The sequence below is a fragment of the Vibrio sp. D420a genome, assembly GCF_030248625.1.
Taxonomy (GTDB): domain Bacteria; phylum Pseudomonadota; class Gammaproteobacteria; order Enterobacterales; family Vibrionaceae; genus Vibrio; species Vibrio fortis_A.
In genome coordinates this window covers 128,491-146,914 of the sequence record NZ_JAHGAN010000008.1, presented here as the reverse complement: position 1 = coordinate 146,914, position 18,424 = coordinate 128,491, and the positions used below count along the sequence as shown (strand labels likewise).

The following is an 18,424-nucleotide window of genomic DNA, read 5'->3' as shown; positions in this document are numbered from 1 at the left end:
GCTTTTGGGCACTGGTAAGAATAGTTGTACTGACACATATTGTATTAGTTTGCGTGGCGAGAGTTGTATATCGGTTCGATTGTCAAACTTGAACCCGTAGCACGGTTTATGCTGCAACGGATTGCTGGGAATGATGTTCTCCGCTAGTGTGCGGTAAATTATATGTAGTGTATGTGTTTCTGGATTGTCTTATATGTTAAAGCGTTCTCAATTAAAACTGAGCGTCTGTTTTCTTAGTCTCTCAATGCTCTCGGCATGCGGTGGAGGAGATGGCGGCGGTAGTTCACCTGCACCCAGCTCCCTAACACAAGAGCAGCGTTACGACCTTTTGTATCGCTCGACATTTGGCCCAGAGCCAGACTCTTATCAAGAATTAGCCAACTTAGGTTATTCAGCTTGGTTAGATCAGCAGTTTTCTATGTCTCCAACTTTGCACTCAGTTCGATTGCAACAATACACGTTGGCAGAGAGCGCGGACACTTATAACCAATCTGATCGTGTGGCGGTTTGGTGGGATGTTAGCCTGAATGCGCCCGACCAACTTCGCCAGCGTGTCGCCTTCGCGTTGAGTGAACTGTTCGTGATCTCTAGGTATGGTGCGAGCTTAGGTGGCCGCGCCGTCGAGATGACTGATTACTACGATATGCTTATTACCCATGCGTTTGGCAACTATCGTGATCTTATAGAATCGGTGACGCTGCATGCTGCAATGGGTGATTACCTATCCATGATGGCAAACCAAAAAGCGGATCCAGACAATAATCGTTTTCCAGATGAGAACTATGCACGTGAAGTGATGCAGCTGTTTAGCATCGGTCTGTATGAGTTAAACCAAGATGGTACAGATAAACTGGACAGTCAGGGGCAACTGATCCCGACTTACTCGCAGGATGATATTGAAAACCTTGCGCGAGTATTTACAGGCTGGCACATCGCCGAAAAAACCAAACCATGGTGGGGTTCGAAAGAGGGAAATTGGCTTGTCCCAATGGTGGCTTATCCTGACTATCATGATGACGAACAGAAAGTTGTGATGGGCAATGTTTTTGCTCAAGGCCAGACGCCAGAGCAAGACATGGCGCAAGCGATGGACATGTTACTTAACCACCCCAATACCGCACCTTTGGTCAGTAAACATCTTATTCAAAGATTGGTCACGTCGAACCCTTCTCCTGCTTATGTCGCTCGTATTAGTGCATTGTTTGCAGATAATGGGTCAGGCGTGAGAGGGGATCTTAAAACCGTGATTCGCGGCATTTTAACTGATAGTGAAGCGCTCAGTGGCGGTGATCGAACGCCTGCCAAAATGAAAGAACCCTTGATCGCGATGACCAATTTTTTCCGCGCATTTGAGGCTAAATCGGCTGATCCCACTGGACGATTTCATAACTCTATTAACACATTTGGCGCATACGGGCAGTCGCCATTAGGTTCGCCTAGTGTGTTCAACTTCTTCTCTCCAGATTACGCTCCAAACGGCGAAATAGCGGCGGCTAAAGACGTAGCGCCTGAGTTTGAAATACTGAGTTGGAATAATTTCATTCTGACTAACAATCAGCTTTGGACTGCAACCGGCAGAACGAATTACAACGGAGAAACCAACCCGTCTCGTATCGTTATCAATACAGCGCCGCTAGAAGCGATCGCCAATGATCATGAAGCTCTGATTGCAGAAATTGAAAGGCGTTTACTCTCTGAAAGAATGAGTGATGATCTTCGCGAGATAGTATTAGAAGCATTAGAAGAGCTTCGAGATACACAACAGAGTTTAAAGGTTCGTAACGCCATCTATATCGCAGTAACGAGCCAAGAGTTTCACATTGAGGAGCTAGCCCAATGATTTCACGTCGTCAATTATTAGCGGCTATGGCCTCAACACCTATTGTTTCAATGATGGGCACTAGCTCCGCTTATGCGTTGCCAAATAATGATTATAAGGCTCTGGTTTGTGTTTTTTTATTTGGTGGCAACGATGGTTTCAACATGTTGGTGCCTAACGATAACGCACACTACGATGAATACGCGAGTGCTCGTCCAGACATTGCCATCCCACAAGCATCACTGCTTCCTTTATCATTAAACACTGGGTCAAGTTTATCGTTGAGTTTGCATCCTTCTATGGGTGAGGCTCAAAGTCTATTCGATAGCGGGAAAATGGTCGCTATTGCTAATAGCGGTGTACTCATTGAACCTGCGACTAAGGCTGGATTGAAGGATGGCACACATGCAATGCCACCTCTCCTGTTCTCTCACAATTCTCAACAAGCGGAATGGCAACGTGGTTGGTCTGGTAGTAATACGACGCTAGGCTGGGCAGGTCGCTTAATGGATGTGTTGAGTAGTGAATCAGACTCCATTAGCCCAACTTTCAGCCTTAACGGCTATGCTCAGCTATTGAATGGTAGCGACCATACGGCCAATCTGATCAATGCCTCTTCGCTACCAAAAGTGAATGGAATTAATAATGCTCAACGTCGAAAAAGTTTCGATCGTGTTATGAGCCTGTCGCCACATACAGCGTTTGGGCGAGAGTTTGACCGTGTGAAAAACGATTCGGTTTCAATAAGAGATACGTTAGCAAATGCGATTAGCTCGATACCAGAAGAAGGGCACTTCCCCGATCTATCTTTAAGTAAGCAGCTGCATACGGTTGCTCGATTGATCAAGTCAAGTGATCAGCTGGGTCACCAAAGACAAGTATACTTTGTCGGTTTTGGTGGCTTTGATACTCACGCAAATCAATTGAACGACCATGCGGAGTTGATGAGCGCTTTAAGCCAGTCGCTCGCTGCGTTTAACCAATCCATGGAAGCGGCAGGTTTAGGTGACAAGGTGACCACCATGACCATGTCCGATTTTGGTCGCCGTCTGGCAAGTAATGGCACTGGTACCGATCACGGCTGGGCGAGTAATCACCTTGTGATGGGCGGCGCACTGAACGGTGGGCAATTATACGGGCAATGGCCATCTCTGATCCTTGATGGAGAGAATGACTTTAACAAAGGGCGTATGATTCCAACGACATCCGTTGAGCAAATCGGTGCGACGATTGCTAAGTGGATGGGAGTGAATACCGACAGCGCGATGGAGTACATTTTTCCTAACCTGACGAATTTTTCGGTGAAAGACTTAGGCTTTTTGAAATAACTTAGTTTGAGTAGTGAGGAATATGATGCGCTTCTAATTCCTACCACTTTAAGTCGTTCTGGGATCGTGAAAGCTAATTTATCTTTTAAGCTTATGTCGACCAAGAACCACCTGTTTTGGGAAGGTGGTTCTTAGTTATTTATTGCTTACATCCCATAGCGGAATGCTTTACCTGCGTTGACCATATCACGATGAATAGGGGCTAATGCATTGGCGTAAGTGGCAAGTAATTCCATGGTGTACTGACTACGATCGTTGAGCTGTTGATCTGTACATTCATGATGAGCAGTTAGGGTGTTTTCACAATTTCTAAATATCAAATGGTCAGGCAAAAAACATACGTGGTTATTTTTGTTACCCGTCAATCTGAGTTCACTTATCGGGTAAACACCATTTATGCTGGCTGACACGCTCACTAACAATGCGGCTTTGTGAGCAAGTTCATCATCAGAGGTCAACATCAAAAAGTTTTTCAGTGCCGGTGTTGCCATTCCATGCCATTCGGGTGTGATAAAGATGAATGCGTCTGATTGCTTGAGGGTTTGAGCGATTGGTTTCCAACAGTCCCATTCTTCACTGCCTTGCCACACGCCCTCATTCCAAAACGGCAAATTGAGTTGGTGTAAGTCAAGAACTGTTGTGTCATCAAAGTAGGACGAAGCTAATTTTTGCAAATAATTAGCGACATTTAAGCTTTGAGATTGTGCTCTCTGACTTCCGGATACGATAGTAATTTTCATAATAATCCCTTTTTAAGATCTGAAGTTGTGATTGATGGTTGTGTTTTAGTTGAGCGAGGTGTTGAGAGGAAAATCGAGACGAGAACCGCAACAGCACCGAGTGATTGGAGCCAAGTAAGGCTCTGATCTAGAATGAGATAGCCAAGAAAGCAGGCAGAGACACTGCTGAGAAAACCTAAAAATGAGACCGTCACTGGTGCGAGCTTTTCTATGCCGCGAAACCATAAAAAGTATCCTAAAATGCCCCCAATCAAACTTAGGTAGGCGTAACCCAAGTAGTTGGTTGGTGTAAGTTGAGCTGGAATACCTTCTAGCCAAAGCGCGACGGGCAGTAATACCACTCCACCAAACAACAACTGCCAACCAGTGAAGCCAAGCATGGTCATGCCTGAAGGGCGCCCCCACTTTTTCGTTAGTACCACCCCTGAAGCCATACTTAATGTGCCAAGTATGGCGATTAGTACGCCTCGTATATCGAGTTGGGTCGAGTTATTAAGTACCAAAAGAGTGACCCCAATAACCCCTAGTCCACATGCTGCCATCTGTTTTGAAGAAAAATTCGCCCCTAATAAGTACCAGCTTATGATCATCACAATGATCGGTTGTACCGACATCACGACGGAAGCCAATCCGCCTGGCAAATAAGTCGCCGCGAAAAACAGGCAGTAGAAAAACAGTCCGATGTTTAGAAACCCTAGCACTGCCATACGAGACCACCATAACCCAGAGGGCAAGGTACGACTTAAGAGCACTAATAGGAGACCTGCTGGAAGCGCACGAATAGTTGACGCAATTAAAGGACTTTCTGGGGGTAGTGCCTCTGTCGTCACAATGTAAGTGCTGCCCCAGACTATTGGTGCAACAGCAGTTAGTGCGACGGTTTTCATCTGTTGAACTCTATTCATACCTCACCTTTCTGAATCGGTCGTTTGTTTTTAAAAGTATCTTTCATAAAAGATACTTTTTAAAAAGTAATTGAGGTTTATTTTTTAGTCAAGTATCTTTTTGAAAAGATATTTACTGGGGAGGTAAAAATGACATCAGATAAAGTCGATAGGATTCTTGCTCAATGGGATGAAGTGAGACCGGATCTTGACTGTTCAGCGATGGGAGTCGTCGGGCGATTGCGTCGCACCAGTGGTGTGTGGAAGAAGAAGCTAGATCCGGTGTTCCAAGAATACGGGCTTAGCAGTATCGAATTCGATATTCTTGCCACGTTGCGTCGCTGTGATGCAGCCGTCACTCCAACAGAGTTGTATCAAACTCTGATGCTTTCTTCAGGTGCAGTGAGTACTCGTATTGAACAGTTGGTGAAACGTAATTGGGTCCAACGAATTGCTAGTGAGCATGATAGACGAAGCTGCAAAGTCGTCTTGACTCAAGAAGGTGTTGAATTGGTTGATAAAGTTTTGAATTCACATGTCGCCAATATGGATAAAATGCTAGACGTCCTAAGCAAACAAGAACAAGATCAACTGGCGCATTTGTTGAAGAAAGTACTCTTAGCAGAACAATAACTCTAAGATCGATCCTACAGGTTTTATTTTCTTAAGAAGCATTGCTGATACTCGCATGTTTTATGGGAGCTTGTTGCCTGCGGTGTTGTTCAATCATGTTATATCACCTAACAACTTGATATTGATATGAAATGAAGTCGCTTGTAAAAATACAACTTCGTGTTTTGACCAATTCGATCTAGAGAACGAAAGGAACCCCAATGCATTACGATGTATTCAATGGAGACGCAGACGGCATTATTGCGTTGTTACAACTGCGTTTGAGTGAACCAAAAGAGAGCGTGCTTATTACAGGCGTTAAGCGTGATATTAAGTTGCTCTCTCAAGTTGTGGCTCAAAAGGATATTTCTTCTGTTACGGTACTTGATGTGTCGATGGAGAAAAATCATGATGCGTTACGTTCGCTGTTGGATGCAAAGGTCGACGTGTTCTATTGCGATCACCATCGTACGGGTGAAGTGCCTTCTTCTACTCACCTTGAAACCTTAGTCGATACTGCACCAGAGTGTTGTACCAGTTTGTTGATTAACCAAAAGCTCAACGGTGAACATGTTGCATGGGCAATCGCAGCAGCCTTTGGCGATAACTTAAAAACGGTTGCGACTAAGCTCGCGCTAGACAATGGCTTTAATGAATCACAAATCGCGTTCTTGGAAGAGTTGGGCACCTTAGTCAATTATAACGGGTATGGAGCGTCACTCAGTGATCTCCACCTCACACCTATTGAGCTTTACCAAACGCTTTATCAATACCCTAATCCGTTTGATCTTTTGAGTGATGAAGGGTCGGTTTTCTACCGTTTGCGTGCAGCTTATCAAAATGACTACCAACAAGTGTCTATTCTCGCTCCGGCTTATGAGAGCAATTCAGCGCGCGTTTTTGAATTACCGAGTGAAACGTGGGCAAGACGTATTAGCGGTGTATTTGGTAATGAGATCGTTAACCAAGATCCAAACCGTGCTCAGGCCGTGCTTACAAAAAACCAAGATGGCGAATCTTACACCGTGAGTTTGCGTGCACCCTTGTCGAATAGAACGGGTGCCGATGAGGTCTGTTCAAGTTTTGAAACGGGTGGTGGCCGTAAAGCGGCGGCGGGTATCAATGTGTTGCCAGAAGCAGACAAGCAACGTTTTATTCAAGTATTAACGGATTACTATTCGCAGTAGGTTGGAATGGCGAGCTTTCTGCTAACTTCGTTTCTCACGACAGAGAGTTACGGGGTTGGTTGTCGTTCTTATTTTTATCTTCATGCCAGAATTGAGGCACGAGGTATCTGGAATCTCTATAATTTGTGAAAGCTCCCCCCTTGTATTTCCACTTTTCACTGATTGGGGTGAAGACAATAATGAATAGTCCACTTTTCTCTGAATGGCTAATGGAGATAAGAATCGATCCCCTAAGGTGATATTTATTCTATAGTTTTCATATAACTTTGAATAATCACACGGAAGAAAATCAAGAATGGCTAAGCTCTCCTCGTTCAGCCCTAAGATATTGTTGGTTCTATTCATATTGCTTACATCTGTGACGTACGGTGTTATATCACTTTACGTGCTGACCACTCATAGCCAATCTACCGTCAAACAGCTACAAAGTGGGAACAGTAGTTTCGAGCTTGAGTCCGCTAAGATATTTATGGAGAAGTATCTAGAAGTCGCGGAAGATCGCATTGTATTGGCGTCTCAGTACCAAGGCGTTATTGATGCCGCATCAGAATCGAACATTGAACGCCTCTCTTATCATCTGGAACGCTTCAAAGGGCAAAACCAATCTATGCAATTCGCGGTGCGGGATCGTACAGGTCAATTGTTGTTTGAAGACACATTTCGTCACCCTGCCTCTACACAAGAACAAGCCATTTTTAAAGCAATTGCAAATAAAGAAGTGAATGAGCGCATATTGTACCTCTTGCATGATGATACCAACCATATTTGCATAAAGCTGTTTATGCCCTTATATCAAGCTGGGAGCTTTACTGGTGTGATATATGGAGAAACAGCCGTCGACTATGATGACTTCTTTGGTTCGTTCGTTACCAATAGAGAACGTTGGTATGAGTTAAGCCAAACTGAGCCGCCAGTCGCCTCACTTAACAAAACAGATAGTCAGATCGAAAATGAACACCATTCGCATAGCACAGAGAAAAGTAAATACAGTGAGAGCGATTGGTTATTAACCCAAACGGCTTTAACTAGAGGCGACTTGGTGTTGACCCAAGGGATCAGTCGTTCGTTTCTTAATGAGCAGTTATCAACGCTTCAGAAAGAGCTATTGAATGGGCTTTTTGTCATTTTGACGATTAGTTCTGTTTTGGTTGCCTTGATGGGGCAGAGATTGTTCGTTAACCCTCACAAAGAGCTCGACGGATCGAAGAAATTACTTGAAGAGTCTAACAAACTACTAGCAGAAAAAGAGCGCGATAGTCACCTTCTTGCGACAGTGGTGAAGGCTGCTAGGGACGCCGTTATTATCACGGACAAAGAAGGGCGTATTGAGTGGGTAAATAGCGCTTTTGAGGTCATGACAGGTTATCGATTAGACTCCGTAAAAGGATTGAAACCCGGCTCATTTCTACAAGGTGAAAACTCTTGTCGTGAAACCGCAAGCCGTATTGGAGCGGCGCTCAAAAATGGTAACCAAGTTAAAGCTGAAATATTGAACTATACGATTGATAAGTCACCTTATTGGGTGGATATCGACATTGTGCCTTTGCGTAACGAAGAGGGTGACATTGAACACTTTATCGCGATAGAACGTGATGTTACGGATATTAAAAACCTTGGGCTTGAGTTAGAAGAACAGGCGAACAAGGCGCATCAGGCCAATGAAGCTAAATCACTGTTTTTGGCAACGATGAGCCATGAGATCAGAACCCCAATGAATGGCCTTTTAGGGATCTTACAGATGCTTGTGGACGATTTAGAAAAAGAAGAGCAAAGAGACGTTCTTCGTTTGGCGCTAGGTTCTGGCGAGCATCTAATTGCAATTCTGAACGATATTCTAGACTTAGCGAAGATCGAAAACGATAGCCTTGAGATTGCTCCACATCCATTTAAGATGTCTGAAATTACCAATCCTGTATTGAACACTTACCAAACTCTGTGCTCTGAGAAAGGTATTGAGTTTAACCTTATCGATGATTGTGATCCTTCCCTCGCATACAATGGCGATTCTGTTCGCATTCGACAAGTGTTACTTAACCTAGTTGGAAACGCACTGAAGTTTACCGAAAGCGGCTCAATTAATGTAAGCGTTAAACGAATAGCTCCTACAAAAATTGAGTTTGCTGTCGAAGATACTGGTATTGGGATCCCCAATGACAGATTGAGTTCAATCTTTAATGAGTTTGAGCAAGCGGATTTATCAACAACACGTAACTACGGTGGTACAGGGTTAGGGTTAGCGATTTGCCACAAACTTGTGACTTTGATGAATGGACAACTCAATGTAGAAAGCGAAGTTTCAAAAGGAAGCCGATTCAGTTTTGTTATCAACCTTCCAGCAATAGTGCATAAAGACGAGAAGGGTGTGAAAACGCAGGCAGTAGACTTAACTTCGTTTAAGGTTTTGGTGACCGACGATAACAAAATGAATCGCATTATCGCCAAAGGCTTTTTGGACAAATTGAACGTTGAATGTGCTACTTGTGAGGATGGGTATGAAGCATTAGAGCAGCTGGAATCGGGCAGTTTCAACCTTGTGATAATTGATAACCACATGCCGAAAATGAACGGTGTGGAGACGGTTAAGAAAATACGGGAGTCTGGCCATAGCGACCTTGTTATCATCGGGTGGACTGCAGACATCATGCAAACATCGACTCAAGCTTTTTTAGAGGCCGGAGCAAACGAAGTCCTTACTAAGCCTCTGATAAAAAGAGATCTTATAGAGACGCTTTCTCGTCACCTAAATCATATTAAAACGATCGATAGGGCAAGTTAATTGCGGTTTGTTTAGTTGTGTGATTCATAGACATCCTTTCAACTAAAATGGATGTCTATGAATAGAGAAATTCAGCAAAGATTACAGTGGGTGAAGATGTATGAGGAATGTGGTGATGCAGGCCTCGTATGTCGTCGTTGTGGTATATCTAGACCAACATTACGCAAGTGGGCGAAGCGATATAAGCAGAATGGAATCGCTGGCCTAGAAAGCCAGAGCAAACGCCCTCATTCTTCTCCAGATGCCAAGATTACCGATGAATTAAGAGCGTTGATCCTTGAGATGCGTGAGAAACGCAACCTAGGGGCGCGACGCTTACAAACAGAACTAATCCGACTTCATCAAATACACCTAAGCACAGCGACAATCCATAAAGTTTTATCAGAAGCTTGTGTGAAAAAAATTGTAACTTACCGACGTAAAAAAGATTTCCAAAGATACGAGCGTCCGATTCCTGGTGATAGAGTCCAAATGGATACCTGTAAAATAACGGCTGGAATTTATCAATACACAGCTATCGACGACTGCTCTCGCTATCGGGTTTTGAGGTGCTATTCTCGGCGCACAGCAGCAAATACAATCGACTTTATCGAATGTGTAGTGGATGAGATGCCATTTCCTATCCAACGAGTTCAGACGGACAGAGGGCACGAATTCTTTGCAGAGAAAGTCCAGAAGCAACTTATGTTATATGGAATAAAATTCCGCCCCAACAAGCCTGGTTCACCTCACTTGAATGGTAAAGTTGAACGTTCCCAGAAAACGGATAAAAGCGAGTTCTATCCGACCATAGATGTAAGTGTGGGGCTGGATGAGTTGGATCTGCTGCTATCTGAATGGCAGCACTACTACAACTGGGAGCGTCCACATAGCTCTTTAAAGGGGCTAACACCGATAGAAAAGATTACAGAGTTATCTGACCAAACTCCTCTGTCTGAAGAGGTATCACAGCGCTACCAGATATGGAAAGAGAGGTTTCAAGAGCAGAATTACAAGCTCGATCTTCAGTTAAGAAAATTGAAACCATCTCTGTGAATCACACACCTCAATAATGGGGTTAGATTGTCTTTACAGTCTATCGTCCGAGCATTCTTAGTAGGGTTCGGTCTTTATCGATGATGTGATGTTTTACCGCTCCTGCTACGTGTAATACCAAAGCAATGGGTAGAAGGTACTGACCTATGATGTGATGAACTGTTTCAGACAACTCTTGGAGGGTAGGAGACAGTATTAACACTTCACCAGGAGTATTTGGGTCGACGGTTTCCGGCCATACTTCCAATGCAAAGATGTGAAGGCCATGTCCTCCTGCTACAGACATAACGACACCAGATAATGGCATCATAATCATGCACAACATCAGCAACCAATGTACGGCTTTACCCAAATATTTCTCTGTGCGGCTGTAATCTCCTACTGATTCTGGCCAGCCTTCAATAATGCGCCATGCAATCCTCGGGATTAATACTGCGATGATAGCGACGCCTAGTGATGTATGAGAGTCAAAAAACCACTCTACTTCCAAACTCTCCATCAATAATCCAGATAAGAGCATGTAGATCATCATGCTGCCAGCAAGCCAATGAAGTGTGATGGATGCTCTGGATAGCGAATAGGTATTGTAACTCGACATTTTCTTTACTCATTTTTAGATTTCTTTTGAGCCTGCCACGCTTGTTGTCGATTATTTGTGAAATGAATGTGCTTGTGGGTAAATTTATAAATTTTGGAACTTGTAATGAGTAGAAGCCTCTTAATGACATCAGTAAACACTCTGGAAATACATTATGACTCTTCGCCTTATTTCGACTTCTATCATTATAATTTATACGCTTGTTAGCTTGTCTTTCACGCTGTGGTGTTCCTTGGTGAGCTAATAGACTAAGGGTATTTGCCACGAAGTTTGTCTTGGAGATAGTTCACAAAGCAACGCACTTTCGATGGGATATGCCGACTTTGAGGGTAGATAGCGTTGATTGGAATCGAATCACTTGGGAATCCTTCGAGCACCGTAACAAGCTCGCCTGTCTTTAGATATTCATCGGTCATCCATATTGGCAATTGAGTAATGCCTAGCCCTGCGAGCGCCATTTCTAAATTGGTTTCACCACTATTGCTGCGAAAGACCCCGCGAACGGGCACTGATATCTGTTGGTCGGTGTTACTAAAGTGCCAGTTGTTGAGTGAACGATTGAAGGTATAGACAATGCAATCGTGACCTTTGAGGTCGAGTGGATGTTTAGGCATCCCATGCTTCTCTATGTAACTGGGTGAAGCTACGAGTAGTAATGGATTGCTAAACAATGGTCTCGCAATCAAGGTGGAATCTTCCAGGTTTCTTGCGCGAATCGCGACGTCGATACCTTCAGCCACGAGATCGATATGACGCTCATCGATCACCATATCTATCTCAATCTCAGGGTATTTAGATAAAAACTCGGCAATCAACGGAGCGAGTAAGATCCGCGCAAGCGGCGCAGGTGCAGCAATACGCAATGTTCCCTTAGGTGAACTTACTTGCGAGCGAACACTGGCTTCGACCTCTTCAATCTCCTGAATAATGGTTGTGCAGTGTTCGTAATACTCTTGACCGGCCTGAGTCAGTGACAGTTCGCGACTGGTGCGCGTGATCAGTTTTACACCTAGATTATCTTCTAATGCGGCCACTTTTTTGCTGATCGTCGCTTGGGAAGTATTTTGCTCCCTGGCTGCGGCTGAAAAGCTGCCTGTCTGTATAACACGTAGAAATACGCGCATTGCGCCTAGCTTGTCCATGGATGTATTCGATATTGGAATAGATGGTGTTCATTTTAGCCTAGTTCTATAACAAATCTACAGTGGTTACTATCTTCTTCGTCAACCAAATTATCGATAGAGAGAGATAGAAGATGAAACCAACTCATACCAAACAAGCCATTCGTGAAGCTATGGATCACCTGATTGACCGTGCAACGAACTTTGATATTGAAGCTTTAGAGACGATCTACCACCAAGATTTTCATACCACCCTGATCATGCCCGACAGTACAGTTCAAACATTCAATAAAGTGGAGTTTAAAGCGCATTTTGCCAAGCAAGCTGAAGAAGGCAAACACCAACTCAATACATGGGCGGAATGGCATGATTTCCATATTTTAGGAGATTCAGCGGTGTGTGTATTAAGCCGTAAGCACAGTGGGATGAATGGAGAAGAAATGAAGCTGCTGTGTAATATCGAATTGCGCTTTGAAGATGAGCGCTGGCAAGTTCTACGTGAGCAGATCTTCCTACGCCCACTTTCTGAAGGTTAATGGCTGCATTGCAGTTTGGTTATTGCAATGTCGATACTACTGCTAACCTAGCAAAACTGATTGCCTAATCAAACAGAGGCAAGTTGTAGGTAAACGGAATTGCCTATGGCGTAGCGCTGTCTCTTTTTTGGGGCTCAATCAAGTTCAACTATCTCCTGCCGCCAGTGAGACGCACAATTTTTAAAATTAAGCGAAGTAACCAATTGGGAATCGGCGACATGTACGCTTTGACCCCATTGATGAATGCAGGACGATTTTCAATATCTTTCATCCACCGAACCAAATTAGGGTAGTCATTTAGTGGGTACGCGAACACTTTCCCCAATAAATACAGCGTTGGAAACCACGCGATATCAGCCATTGAGTAAGTGTTTCCGACTAAGTAGCGCTGTTGGGATAGTTTCTGTTCCAGTATTGATAAAGTATTCGCTATTTTGACTTCAGACTCTTTGAGTACAACATCAGGTGCTACCGTTATACGATGATTGTGAAACTGAGAGCGATGAGGAACGTATTGGTCATAAAATGCTTTTTGCTTAGGTGTTGGTAGGCGTCCAAAACCTTTGGCGTATATCCAAGGGACGATATAATCCATGTGAGAATGTGAAGCGAGATCGAGAAGCTCCTCCATCTTGACTGCATGGTCTTTATTGTTTGGTGTAAGTGATTGCTCAGGAAACATTGCTTCTAAATAGCGGAGAATAGTGATGCTGTCTCCCATTGCTTCACCATCATGTACTATTGCCGGTACGTCGCAAGTTGGGTTAATTGCGTAGTATTTTGAACTCAATTGCTCACCTTTGAGTAGATCGACAATGTGGATTTGCGTCTCAATCCCCTTTTCCGCAACAGCAAGCATGACGCGACCTGCACAGTTAGAGTACGGATTGCAAAAGAGGTGAAGTCCAGCTAACGAAGTAAAGTCGTCGGGTAACATTTAATATGTCCTTGATGTATTTTTAGATGATGGGATGAATTGGCAACTTAATAATCCAACTTGGGGAAATGGACATGCACAGTGCCTACTCGCTCGTGTTCTCTGCGTATGATGATCGTGTTTTCATCTTCTCCGACTATGACTCCCTTTACGCCCTGATTCATATTCGCCATGAACCCCCCATTACGAAACGTGATGCTCTGACCAATACGTGGTGAGTTGAGGTATTGCTGCGCTATCGATGACGGTGCTGCAAGACAGGCACTGTCGAGACATTTGTTCCCGTCAATTTCTGTATATCTTCCTGTGCCAAATTGAGACATTGTTTTATACCACTGCTGAAGATGATCGAGCCCCTGCGTTGTCTTTATCCCATTTATCATGTCTAAAAAGTAGATCATTGTGAAAGCAGCGAAATCAACGGATGTCGGTTTATTCTCCGTTAGTAGAAAGCCTCGATTAAGGAGTTGTTGGTTAAGCTGCTCTAAATAGCGGCGCGCAATGGCAGCTTTTTCTTTATGTGACAGCTCTGCGTTGGGCTTTTTGAGTGTTTTTGCAAGCTTGATTCGGTCTGTAATAAAGCGCAACGCATGGTTAGGTGGCATATTTTTGAAGTAGGCGATCAGCATCTCTAAAGGTTTTACTGATTCGATGATGGCGTTGTTACCCTCTGTCTCTATTCTTTTTATCCATTGTTTCGCTTCATCGCGAGAAGGGTAGTGGTTTAGTGAGTCTGCGTTGTTACGTTCAGCCATCACCCGAAGGATAAGTTCTGAGTCACAATACATGTCTGCACCGATTTGTAGGATAGGTATACGTCGGCTGTACTCACCCACCAAAATTTCCTCAATAGGTCTAGGCATTCCTTTCGGCGCGATGAAAGAGAGGTAGGGTTGTTCTAAATACCCCATCAACAACATGACTTTTTGTGCGTAGGGGGATTTAAGTGAACGATGAAGTATTGGAGTATTCATAGGAAACCTTATTGAACGAGTATGAGATTAAGATCCTTGGATTTATATTCCGTGGAATATATTAGATCTGAAAATTCTCCACTGTCAAACGATTTAGCAAATAGGTGTCTAGTTGTTTGCTCCATTTTCACCAATTGGTTATTCTTACTTTCAACATGATTGAGAAAAAGATCTTATTAAATGGCTAATAAACAAGCGATTATTAATTCTGATTTAGACGTTTCCCAAAAGGTAATAGGGCTGATCGCCTGTATTGGTCAAGAAATGAAGTCTGAGATGACTCGTAAGCTCAAGCCGACGGGGTTGTCTTTGATACAGCTTGAGATACTCCATGTATTGTCAAAAGCTCCAGAAAAGTATCTGACTGTAAATCAAATAAAAAAGCTAATGACAGATGAAAGTCCGAATGTATCTCGTGCTCTGAATAAATTGATGGACGCTGCACTCATTGAAAAGCGACGCGATAGTCAAGATCAGCGTGTTGTGTACATTCACATTACCGAGGCTGGAGAGCAAGCACACATCGATGCTGACCAACAGCTCCTCACCGTCAGTTTAGATTTTTCCCCTGGGGATGCTGAAAAACTTTACGAGTTATTGAAAAAACTCTAATTGAGCCGCCGATTGAACGTGAAAGTCGACCTAACTCTAGGTCGGCTTTTTTATGCCTAGCGCAATTCTGAACATAACTTTTCATACCAAACCCAATATAAAGTCCTTGTAAATATAATCCATGGATTATATTTTAAAAAAGAGAATACGCACCTTACTGTGAATTAGTTGTTATGTACGCAAAGTAGTCATTAGTGAATGTTGCACCGACGAATTAGAAAGTAGGAGAAAATCATGATCACTGTTCATCATTTAGAGAATTCACAATCCATAAGGATCCTTTGGCTTCTGGAAGAGTTAAATGTGGACTATCAGCTACAACACTATAAACGAGTAGGGCCCCAAACTTTGGCTCCAGAGGAATACAAAAAGCTGCATGTGATAGGGACGTCTCCCACAATTACGGATCAAGATTTGGTGTTACCAGAGACTGGAGCAATCATGGACTACATCTTGGATAAGTACCCAAGCTCAACGTTACGCCCCGAGCCAAACTCTAGCCAGAGAGTGCGTTATTTGTATTGGATGCATGCCACACAAGCTAGCTTCATGCCACTAATGTTGGATGCTTTAATCTTTAAACGTATGGTTTCAAAAGTCCCATTCTTTCTAAAACCCATCATGAGTCTGGTTGTGAATAAAGTCAGAGATGGTTATCTTTGGGTCCGATATCACCATCATTTGCGTTATATGGATCAAGAGTTATCTCAATCGACTTGGTTATCGGGTGAGGAGCTCACTGCAGCAGATATAGCGATGGGGTATTGCTTAGAAGTCGCCGAAATCAGGGTGGGTATTGGAAAAGAGTACCCTAATGTGCATGAGTTTCTGAATAGAATGCGTCAACGTCCGGCATACCAACGGGCTATAGAAAAAGGAGGGAGGTTTACTCCTTTAGCTGAATAAAGTGTCAGTGTTGGGCGCACATTTGACGATTCACCTAAACTTGAACTCGAGAGCCGCTAGTCGTTGTAGCCAGCGGTCATTTAGCGGAACAACCCTTTTATTCCCAGAGTTTATGAGACAGCACAATGGGACTTGCTAGTAAGCTTCTGTCCCAAAGTACACTGCTTTTCGGAATGCGAATTTAGATCATCAACTATTGTAGTTATATTAAACACTAATATTCCTTATTCAGATTGAGTCCTTAAACACTGGTAACAATGATACAAATGTTATCGCTGCTAGGCTGATATTGAACATACGCTGCTTTATTGTGGTATTGAGATAAACACGGATCTTTTGACCAACCCAGACCCAAGTCATATTGGCAAACAGTCCGAACGTCGTAAACACGAAAGAAATCAATGTGACGGATAACCAATAGTCAGAGGGGAGGCTATAGCTTGTGACCAAAGCAAGTGATGCCATCCAAGCCTTCATGTTACCCAGTTGAAACAACGTAGCTTGTGTTACGTTGACTGGTTTGCTTTCGGTGGCTTTACCCGCGAAAGAATTGGTACACAACAGCTTTATGATCAACCAGAACATGTAAGCCAGACCGATGTATTTTATGGCGAGATACCAATTTGGATGAGTTTGGATTGTAACACCGACACCACACGCGCAAAGCAGAATTAACCCGATAACACCAATACGTATACCAATTAGGTGTCGCCACGACTTCCGGATACCAAATTGTGCCCCTGAGTTGGCGAGCAATAAGTTATTTGGACCGGGTATGATGGCAGTAACAAACGCAAATAAACTCATCGCTGGCATTAGATCCCATAATGTTGTCATTTCCTTTCCTCTCAAATAAGTGCTTCTGAGCTAAGAGTAATGGGGCGAAGTGAGACAGACCTACAGTTAATGCGTCATGGTGACAATTCTTTAATTTCATTTTCGTCAGGCCTTATTTATCCTGAATACAAGAATTAATTGTACCCCTTTGGAGAGAGACAATGTTAGTCCCTGATATATAGGGTCGTTCGGGACCTAAGTTTATGGCACTGGCTGATGCGATTGCTGAGGTGATAGAGAGTGGTGAACTCGAACCAGATACGAAATTACCCCCTCAGCGTATTTTGTCTTATCGCTTGGGTGTGACGGTTGGAACCGTGACAAGAGCGTATCAGGAGCTTGAGCAGAGGGGCTTAACAGAGCCAAAAGTAGGAAGCGGTACTTATGTTCGGAACAGAGAAACTGAACTGAACCACTTTTATCATCCAGTATTGGAAGAGAAAGGAATTGATTTGGCGCGCTGCCGACCTTTGTTAGTATCGCAGCCGAAATTTCTAGCGAATGCGCTGAAAGAACTATCTCACGAGGAAATTGCACAGGCAGCCGTGCTGGATTACTACTCTGCTGATGGCATTCAAGGTCATAACGAGACTCTTCGACAATGGCTGATGACCAAATTTAATATCGACATTGATGCACGGCGTCTAGTGTGGACTCATGGAGGACAACACGGGATCTCGTTGATTATTCAAGCATTAAGCCGTCCTAAAGATACTATTCTTGCCGAAGGGCTGTGTTATCCAGAGTTCATTTATGCGTGCCAGCAATCCGAACGAAAACTAGTGCCAGTAAAAGTCGATGAACACGGATTAGATCCAGAAGATCTGGTTTTACATTGTAAGAGACATCGTCCCAAACTGCTTTATCTGACGCCGGGAATACAAAACCCGACTGGAGCTCAGTTAACAGATAGTCGAAGGCTAAAAATCATAGAGATATGTCGTCGTTACAATGTGTTGATTATTGAGGACGACGTGCTCTACTGTCCGCCATCTCATCGAAAGAGTCCTTTAGTCGCTATTGCTCCGGATATTACCTTATACGTGGGCAGTTTTTCTAAGTACTTCGCGGGTGGATTGCGACTGGGCTTTATCATTCTTCCTCTGTCTTTCAAAGAGTTACTGCAACGAGCGCTACGAGCCAGTTGTATGTATGTTAGTCCTTTAATAATCGATTTGCTTTGTCGTTGGTTAAGCGGTGGTGCTATGCAGTCGGTCGACGAAGAGATCGCGATGGAACTGAGTGCTCGCCATCGCATCTGGGAGGCTGTATTTCCCGAAGTTCAGATTGGCGTTCCTGGCTATAATGTATGGTTACGTTTGCCCGAGCCATTAACCGGTTATAGTTTTAACCAGTCGTTGTTGAAATATGGAGTCAGAGTGAGGGAAGCAGAAATGTTTGCTGTGGGTAGGTATGAAGTGCCAGCAGCGGTGAGGATTTCACTTGCAGGTCCACTAAGCCGTCCACAATTGCAGTCTGCTTTAGAGACTGTCAGGGAGCAAGTCGCACGGCTCACTTAAAC

The 18,424-nt window shown here is 43.7% G+C and carries 17 protein-coding genes; 10 read left to right on the top strand and 7 right to left on the bottom strand.

Annotated elements, in window-relative coordinates; all coding sequences use genetic code 11:
* The first annotated feature begins 193 nt into the window (after positions 1–193).
* The gene (locus tag KI743_RS08600; RefSeq protein WP_285465994.1) at positions 194–1,840 is read left to right on the top strand and encodes a DUF1800 family protein; all 1,647 of its coding nucleotides are present in this window, start codon (positions 194–196) and stop codon (positions 1,838–1,840) included.
* Positions 1,837–3,147, top strand: a complete 1,311-nt coding sequence (locus KI743_RS08595; protein ID WP_285465992.1) for a DUF1501 domain-containing protein — start codon at positions 1,837–1,839, stop codon at positions 3,145–3,147. Before KI743_RS08600 ends, KI743_RS08595 begins: the two co-directional genes overlap by 4 nt.
* A gap of 146 nt (positions 3,148–3,293) precedes the next feature.
* Here KI743_RS08595 and KI743_RS08590 read toward each other — a convergent pair whose 3' ends face one another.
* Both KI743_RS08590 and KI743_RS08585 read right to left on the bottom strand, forming a co-directional pair.
* Positions 3,294–3,887, bottom strand: coding sequence for an NADPH-dependent FMN reductase (locus KI743_RS08590; RefSeq protein ID WP_285465991.1), 594 nt, complete (start codon positions 3,885–3,887; stop codon positions 3,294–3,296).
* A complete protein-coding gene (locus KI743_RS08585; RefSeq protein WP_285465990.1) occupies positions 3,884–4,792 on the bottom strand; it encodes an EamA family transporter in 909 nt (302 codons plus the stop codon). The genes KI743_RS08590 and KI743_RS08585 overlap by 4 nt, the downstream gene beginning before the upstream one ends.
* A 129-nt stretch (positions 4,793–4,921) precedes the next feature.
* Between KI743_RS08585 and KI743_RS08580 the strand changes: the two genes are divergently transcribed.
* From KI743_RS08580 to KI743_RS08565, 4 genes are all read left to right on the top strand, one after another.
* Positions 4,922–5,404: a MarR family winged helix-turn-helix transcriptional regulator gene (locus KI743_RS08580; RefSeq protein WP_285465989.1), complete on the top strand. Its 483-nt coding sequence runs from the start codon at positions 4,922–4,924 to the stop codon at positions 5,402–5,404.
* A gap of 200 nt (positions 5,405–5,604) precedes the next feature.
* Positions 5,605–6,570 carry a DHH family phosphoesterase gene (locus tag KI743_RS08575; RefSeq protein ID WP_285465988.1) on the top strand — a complete coding sequence of 322 codons (966 nt, stop codon included), beginning with the start codon at positions 5,605–5,607 and terminating at the stop codon, positions 6,568–6,570.
* Between the two features lie 295 nt (positions 6,571–6,865).
* A complete protein-coding gene (locus KI743_RS08570; protein WP_285465987.1) occupies positions 6,866–9,346 on the top strand; it encodes a PAS domain-containing hybrid sensor histidine kinase/response regulator in 2,481 nt (826 codons plus the stop codon).
* A gap of 57 nt (positions 9,347–9,403) precedes the next feature.
* Positions 9,404–10,381 (top strand): IS481 family transposase, encoded by a 978-nt coding sequence (locus KI743_RS08565; protein WP_285465986.1) that lies wholly within the window; start codon positions 9,404–9,406, stop codon positions 10,379–10,381.
* Between the two features lie 40 nt (positions 10,382–10,421).
* On the opposite strand, the gene KI743_RS08560 is transcribed toward KI743_RS08565, so the two are convergent.
* Together KI743_RS08560 and KI743_RS08555 are read right to left on the bottom strand one after the other, a co-directional pair.
* Entirely contained in the window at positions 10,422–10,979 is a 558-nt protein-coding gene (locus KI743_RS08560) for a cytochrome b (protein WP_285465985.1), read from the bottom strand.
* Between the two features lie 248 nt (positions 10,980–11,227).
* Positions 11,228–12,121: a LysR family transcriptional regulator gene (locus tag KI743_RS08555; protein WP_285465984.1), complete on the bottom strand. Its 894-nt coding sequence runs from the start codon at positions 12,119–12,121 to the stop codon at positions 11,228–11,230.
* A 113-nt stretch (positions 12,122–12,234) separates the two neighbouring features.
* Here KI743_RS08555 and KI743_RS08550 point away from each other — a divergent pair, with 113 nt between their 5' ends.
* Positions 12,235–12,636 carry a hypothetical protein gene (locus tag KI743_RS08550; RefSeq protein ID WP_285465983.1) on the top strand — a complete coding sequence of 134 codons (402 nt, stop codon included), beginning with the start codon at positions 12,235–12,237 and terminating at the stop codon, positions 12,634–12,636.
* A 148-nt stretch (positions 12,637–12,784) separates the two neighbouring features.
* Here KI743_RS08550 and KI743_RS08545 read toward each other — a convergent pair whose 3' ends face one another.
* Together KI743_RS08545 and KI743_RS08540 are read right to left on the bottom strand one after the other, a co-directional pair.
* Complete coding sequence (locus tag KI743_RS08545; RefSeq protein ID WP_285465982.1) at positions 12,785–13,573, bottom strand: glutathione S-transferase family protein; 789 nt, start codon at positions 13,571–13,573, stop codon at positions 12,785–12,787.
* Between the two features lie 47 nt (positions 13,574–13,620).
* Positions 13,621–14,547 carry a glutathione S-transferase family protein gene (locus KI743_RS08540; protein ID WP_285465981.1) on the bottom strand — a complete coding sequence of 309 codons (927 nt, stop codon included), beginning with the start codon at positions 14,545–14,547 and terminating at the stop codon, positions 13,621–13,623.
* A 180-nt stretch (positions 14,548–14,727) separates the two neighbouring features.
* Here KI743_RS08540 and KI743_RS08535 point away from each other — a divergent pair, with 180 nt between their 5' ends.
* Both KI743_RS08535 and KI743_RS08530 read left to right on the top strand, forming a co-directional pair.
* Positions 14,728–15,159: a MarR family winged helix-turn-helix transcriptional regulator gene (locus KI743_RS08535; protein WP_285465980.1), complete on the top strand. Its 432-nt coding sequence runs from the start codon at positions 14,728–14,730 to the stop codon at positions 15,157–15,159.
* Between the two features lie 234 nt (positions 15,160–15,393).
* Complete coding sequence (locus KI743_RS08530) at positions 15,394–16,065, top strand: glutathione S-transferase family protein (RefSeq protein ID WP_285465979.1); 672 nt, start codon at positions 15,394–15,396, stop codon at positions 16,063–16,065.
* Between the two features lie 228 nt (positions 16,066–16,293).
* Here the strand turns inward: KI743_RS08530 and KI743_RS08525 are convergent, their stop codons facing one another.
* Positions 16,294–16,902, bottom strand: a complete 609-nt coding sequence (locus KI743_RS08525; RefSeq protein WP_285465977.1) for a LysE family translocator — start codon at positions 16,900–16,902, stop codon at positions 16,294–16,296.
* A gap of 203 nt (positions 16,903–17,105) precedes the next feature.
* On the opposite strand from KI743_RS08525, the gene KI743_RS08520 reads away from it, so the two are divergent.
* Complete coding sequence (locus tag KI743_RS08520; RefSeq protein WP_285465975.1) at positions 17,106–18,422, top strand: PLP-dependent aminotransferase family protein; 1,317 nt, start codon at positions 17,106–17,108, stop codon at positions 18,420–18,422.
* Positions 18,423–18,424 lie beyond the last annotated feature (2 nt).

What these genes read in the sequence shown, in the direction of transcription:
- KI743_RS08600 (WP_285465994.1), top strand. Translation starts at nt 194, where the DNA reads ATGTTAAAGCGTTCTCAATTAAAACTGAGCGTCTGTTTTCTTAGTCTC.
- KI743_RS08595 (WP_285465992.1), top strand. Translation starts at nt 1,837, where the DNA reads ATGATTTCACGTCGTCAATTATTAGCGGCTATGGCCTCAACACCTATT.
- KI743_RS08590 (WP_285465991.1), bottom strand. Translation starts at nt 3,887, where the DNA reads ATGAAAATTACTATCGTATCCGGAAGTCAGAGAGCACAATCTCAAAGC.
- KI743_RS08585 (WP_285465990.1), bottom strand. Translation starts at nt 4,792, where the DNA reads ATGAATAGAGTTCAACAGATGAAAACCGTCGCACTAACTGCTGTTGCA.
- KI743_RS08580 (WP_285465989.1), top strand. Translation starts at nt 4,922, where the DNA reads ATGACATCAGATAAAGTCGATAGGATTCTTGCTCAATGGGATGAAGTG.
- KI743_RS08575 (WP_285465988.1), top strand. Translation starts at nt 5,605, where the DNA reads ATGCATTACGATGTATTCAATGGAGACGCAGACGGCATTATTGCGTTG.
- KI743_RS08570 (WP_285465987.1), top strand. Translation starts at nt 6,866, where the DNA reads ATGGCTAAGCTCTCCTCGTTCAGCCCTAAGATATTGTTGGTTCTATTC.
- KI743_RS08565 (WP_285465986.1), top strand. Translation starts at nt 9,404, where the DNA reads ATGAATAGAGAAATTCAGCAAAGATTACAGTGGGTGAAGATGTATGAG.
- KI743_RS08560 (WP_285465985.1), bottom strand. Translation starts at nt 10,979, where the DNA reads ATGTCGAGTTACAATACCTATTCGCTATCCAGAGCATCCATCACACTT.
- KI743_RS08555 (WP_285465984.1), bottom strand. Translation starts at nt 12,121, where the DNA reads ATGGACAAGCTAGGCGCAATGCGCGTATTTCTACGTGTTATACAGACA.
- KI743_RS08550 (WP_285465983.1), top strand. Translation starts at nt 12,235, where the DNA reads ATGAAACCAACTCATACCAAACAAGCCATTCGTGAAGCTATGGATCAC.
- KI743_RS08545 (WP_285465982.1), bottom strand. Translation starts at nt 13,573, where the DNA reads ATGTTACCCGACGACTTTACTTCGTTAGCTGGACTTCACCTCTTTTGC.
- KI743_RS08540 (WP_285465981.1), bottom strand. Translation starts at nt 14,547, where the DNA reads ATGAATACTCCAATACTTCATCGTTCACTTAAATCCCCCTACGCACAA.
- KI743_RS08535 (WP_285465980.1), top strand. Translation starts at nt 14,728, where the DNA reads ATGGCTAATAAACAAGCGATTATTAATTCTGATTTAGACGTTTCCCAA.
- KI743_RS08530 (WP_285465979.1), top strand. Translation starts at nt 15,394, where the DNA reads ATGATCACTGTTCATCATTTAGAGAATTCACAATCCATAAGGATCCTT.
- KI743_RS08525 (WP_285465977.1), bottom strand. Translation starts at nt 16,902, where the DNA reads ATGACAACATTATGGGATCTAATGCCAGCGATGAGTTTATTTGCGTTT.
- KI743_RS08520 (WP_285465975.1), top strand. Translation starts at nt 17,106, where the DNA reads ATGGCACTGGCTGATGCGATTGCTGAGGTGATAGAGAGTGGTGAACTC.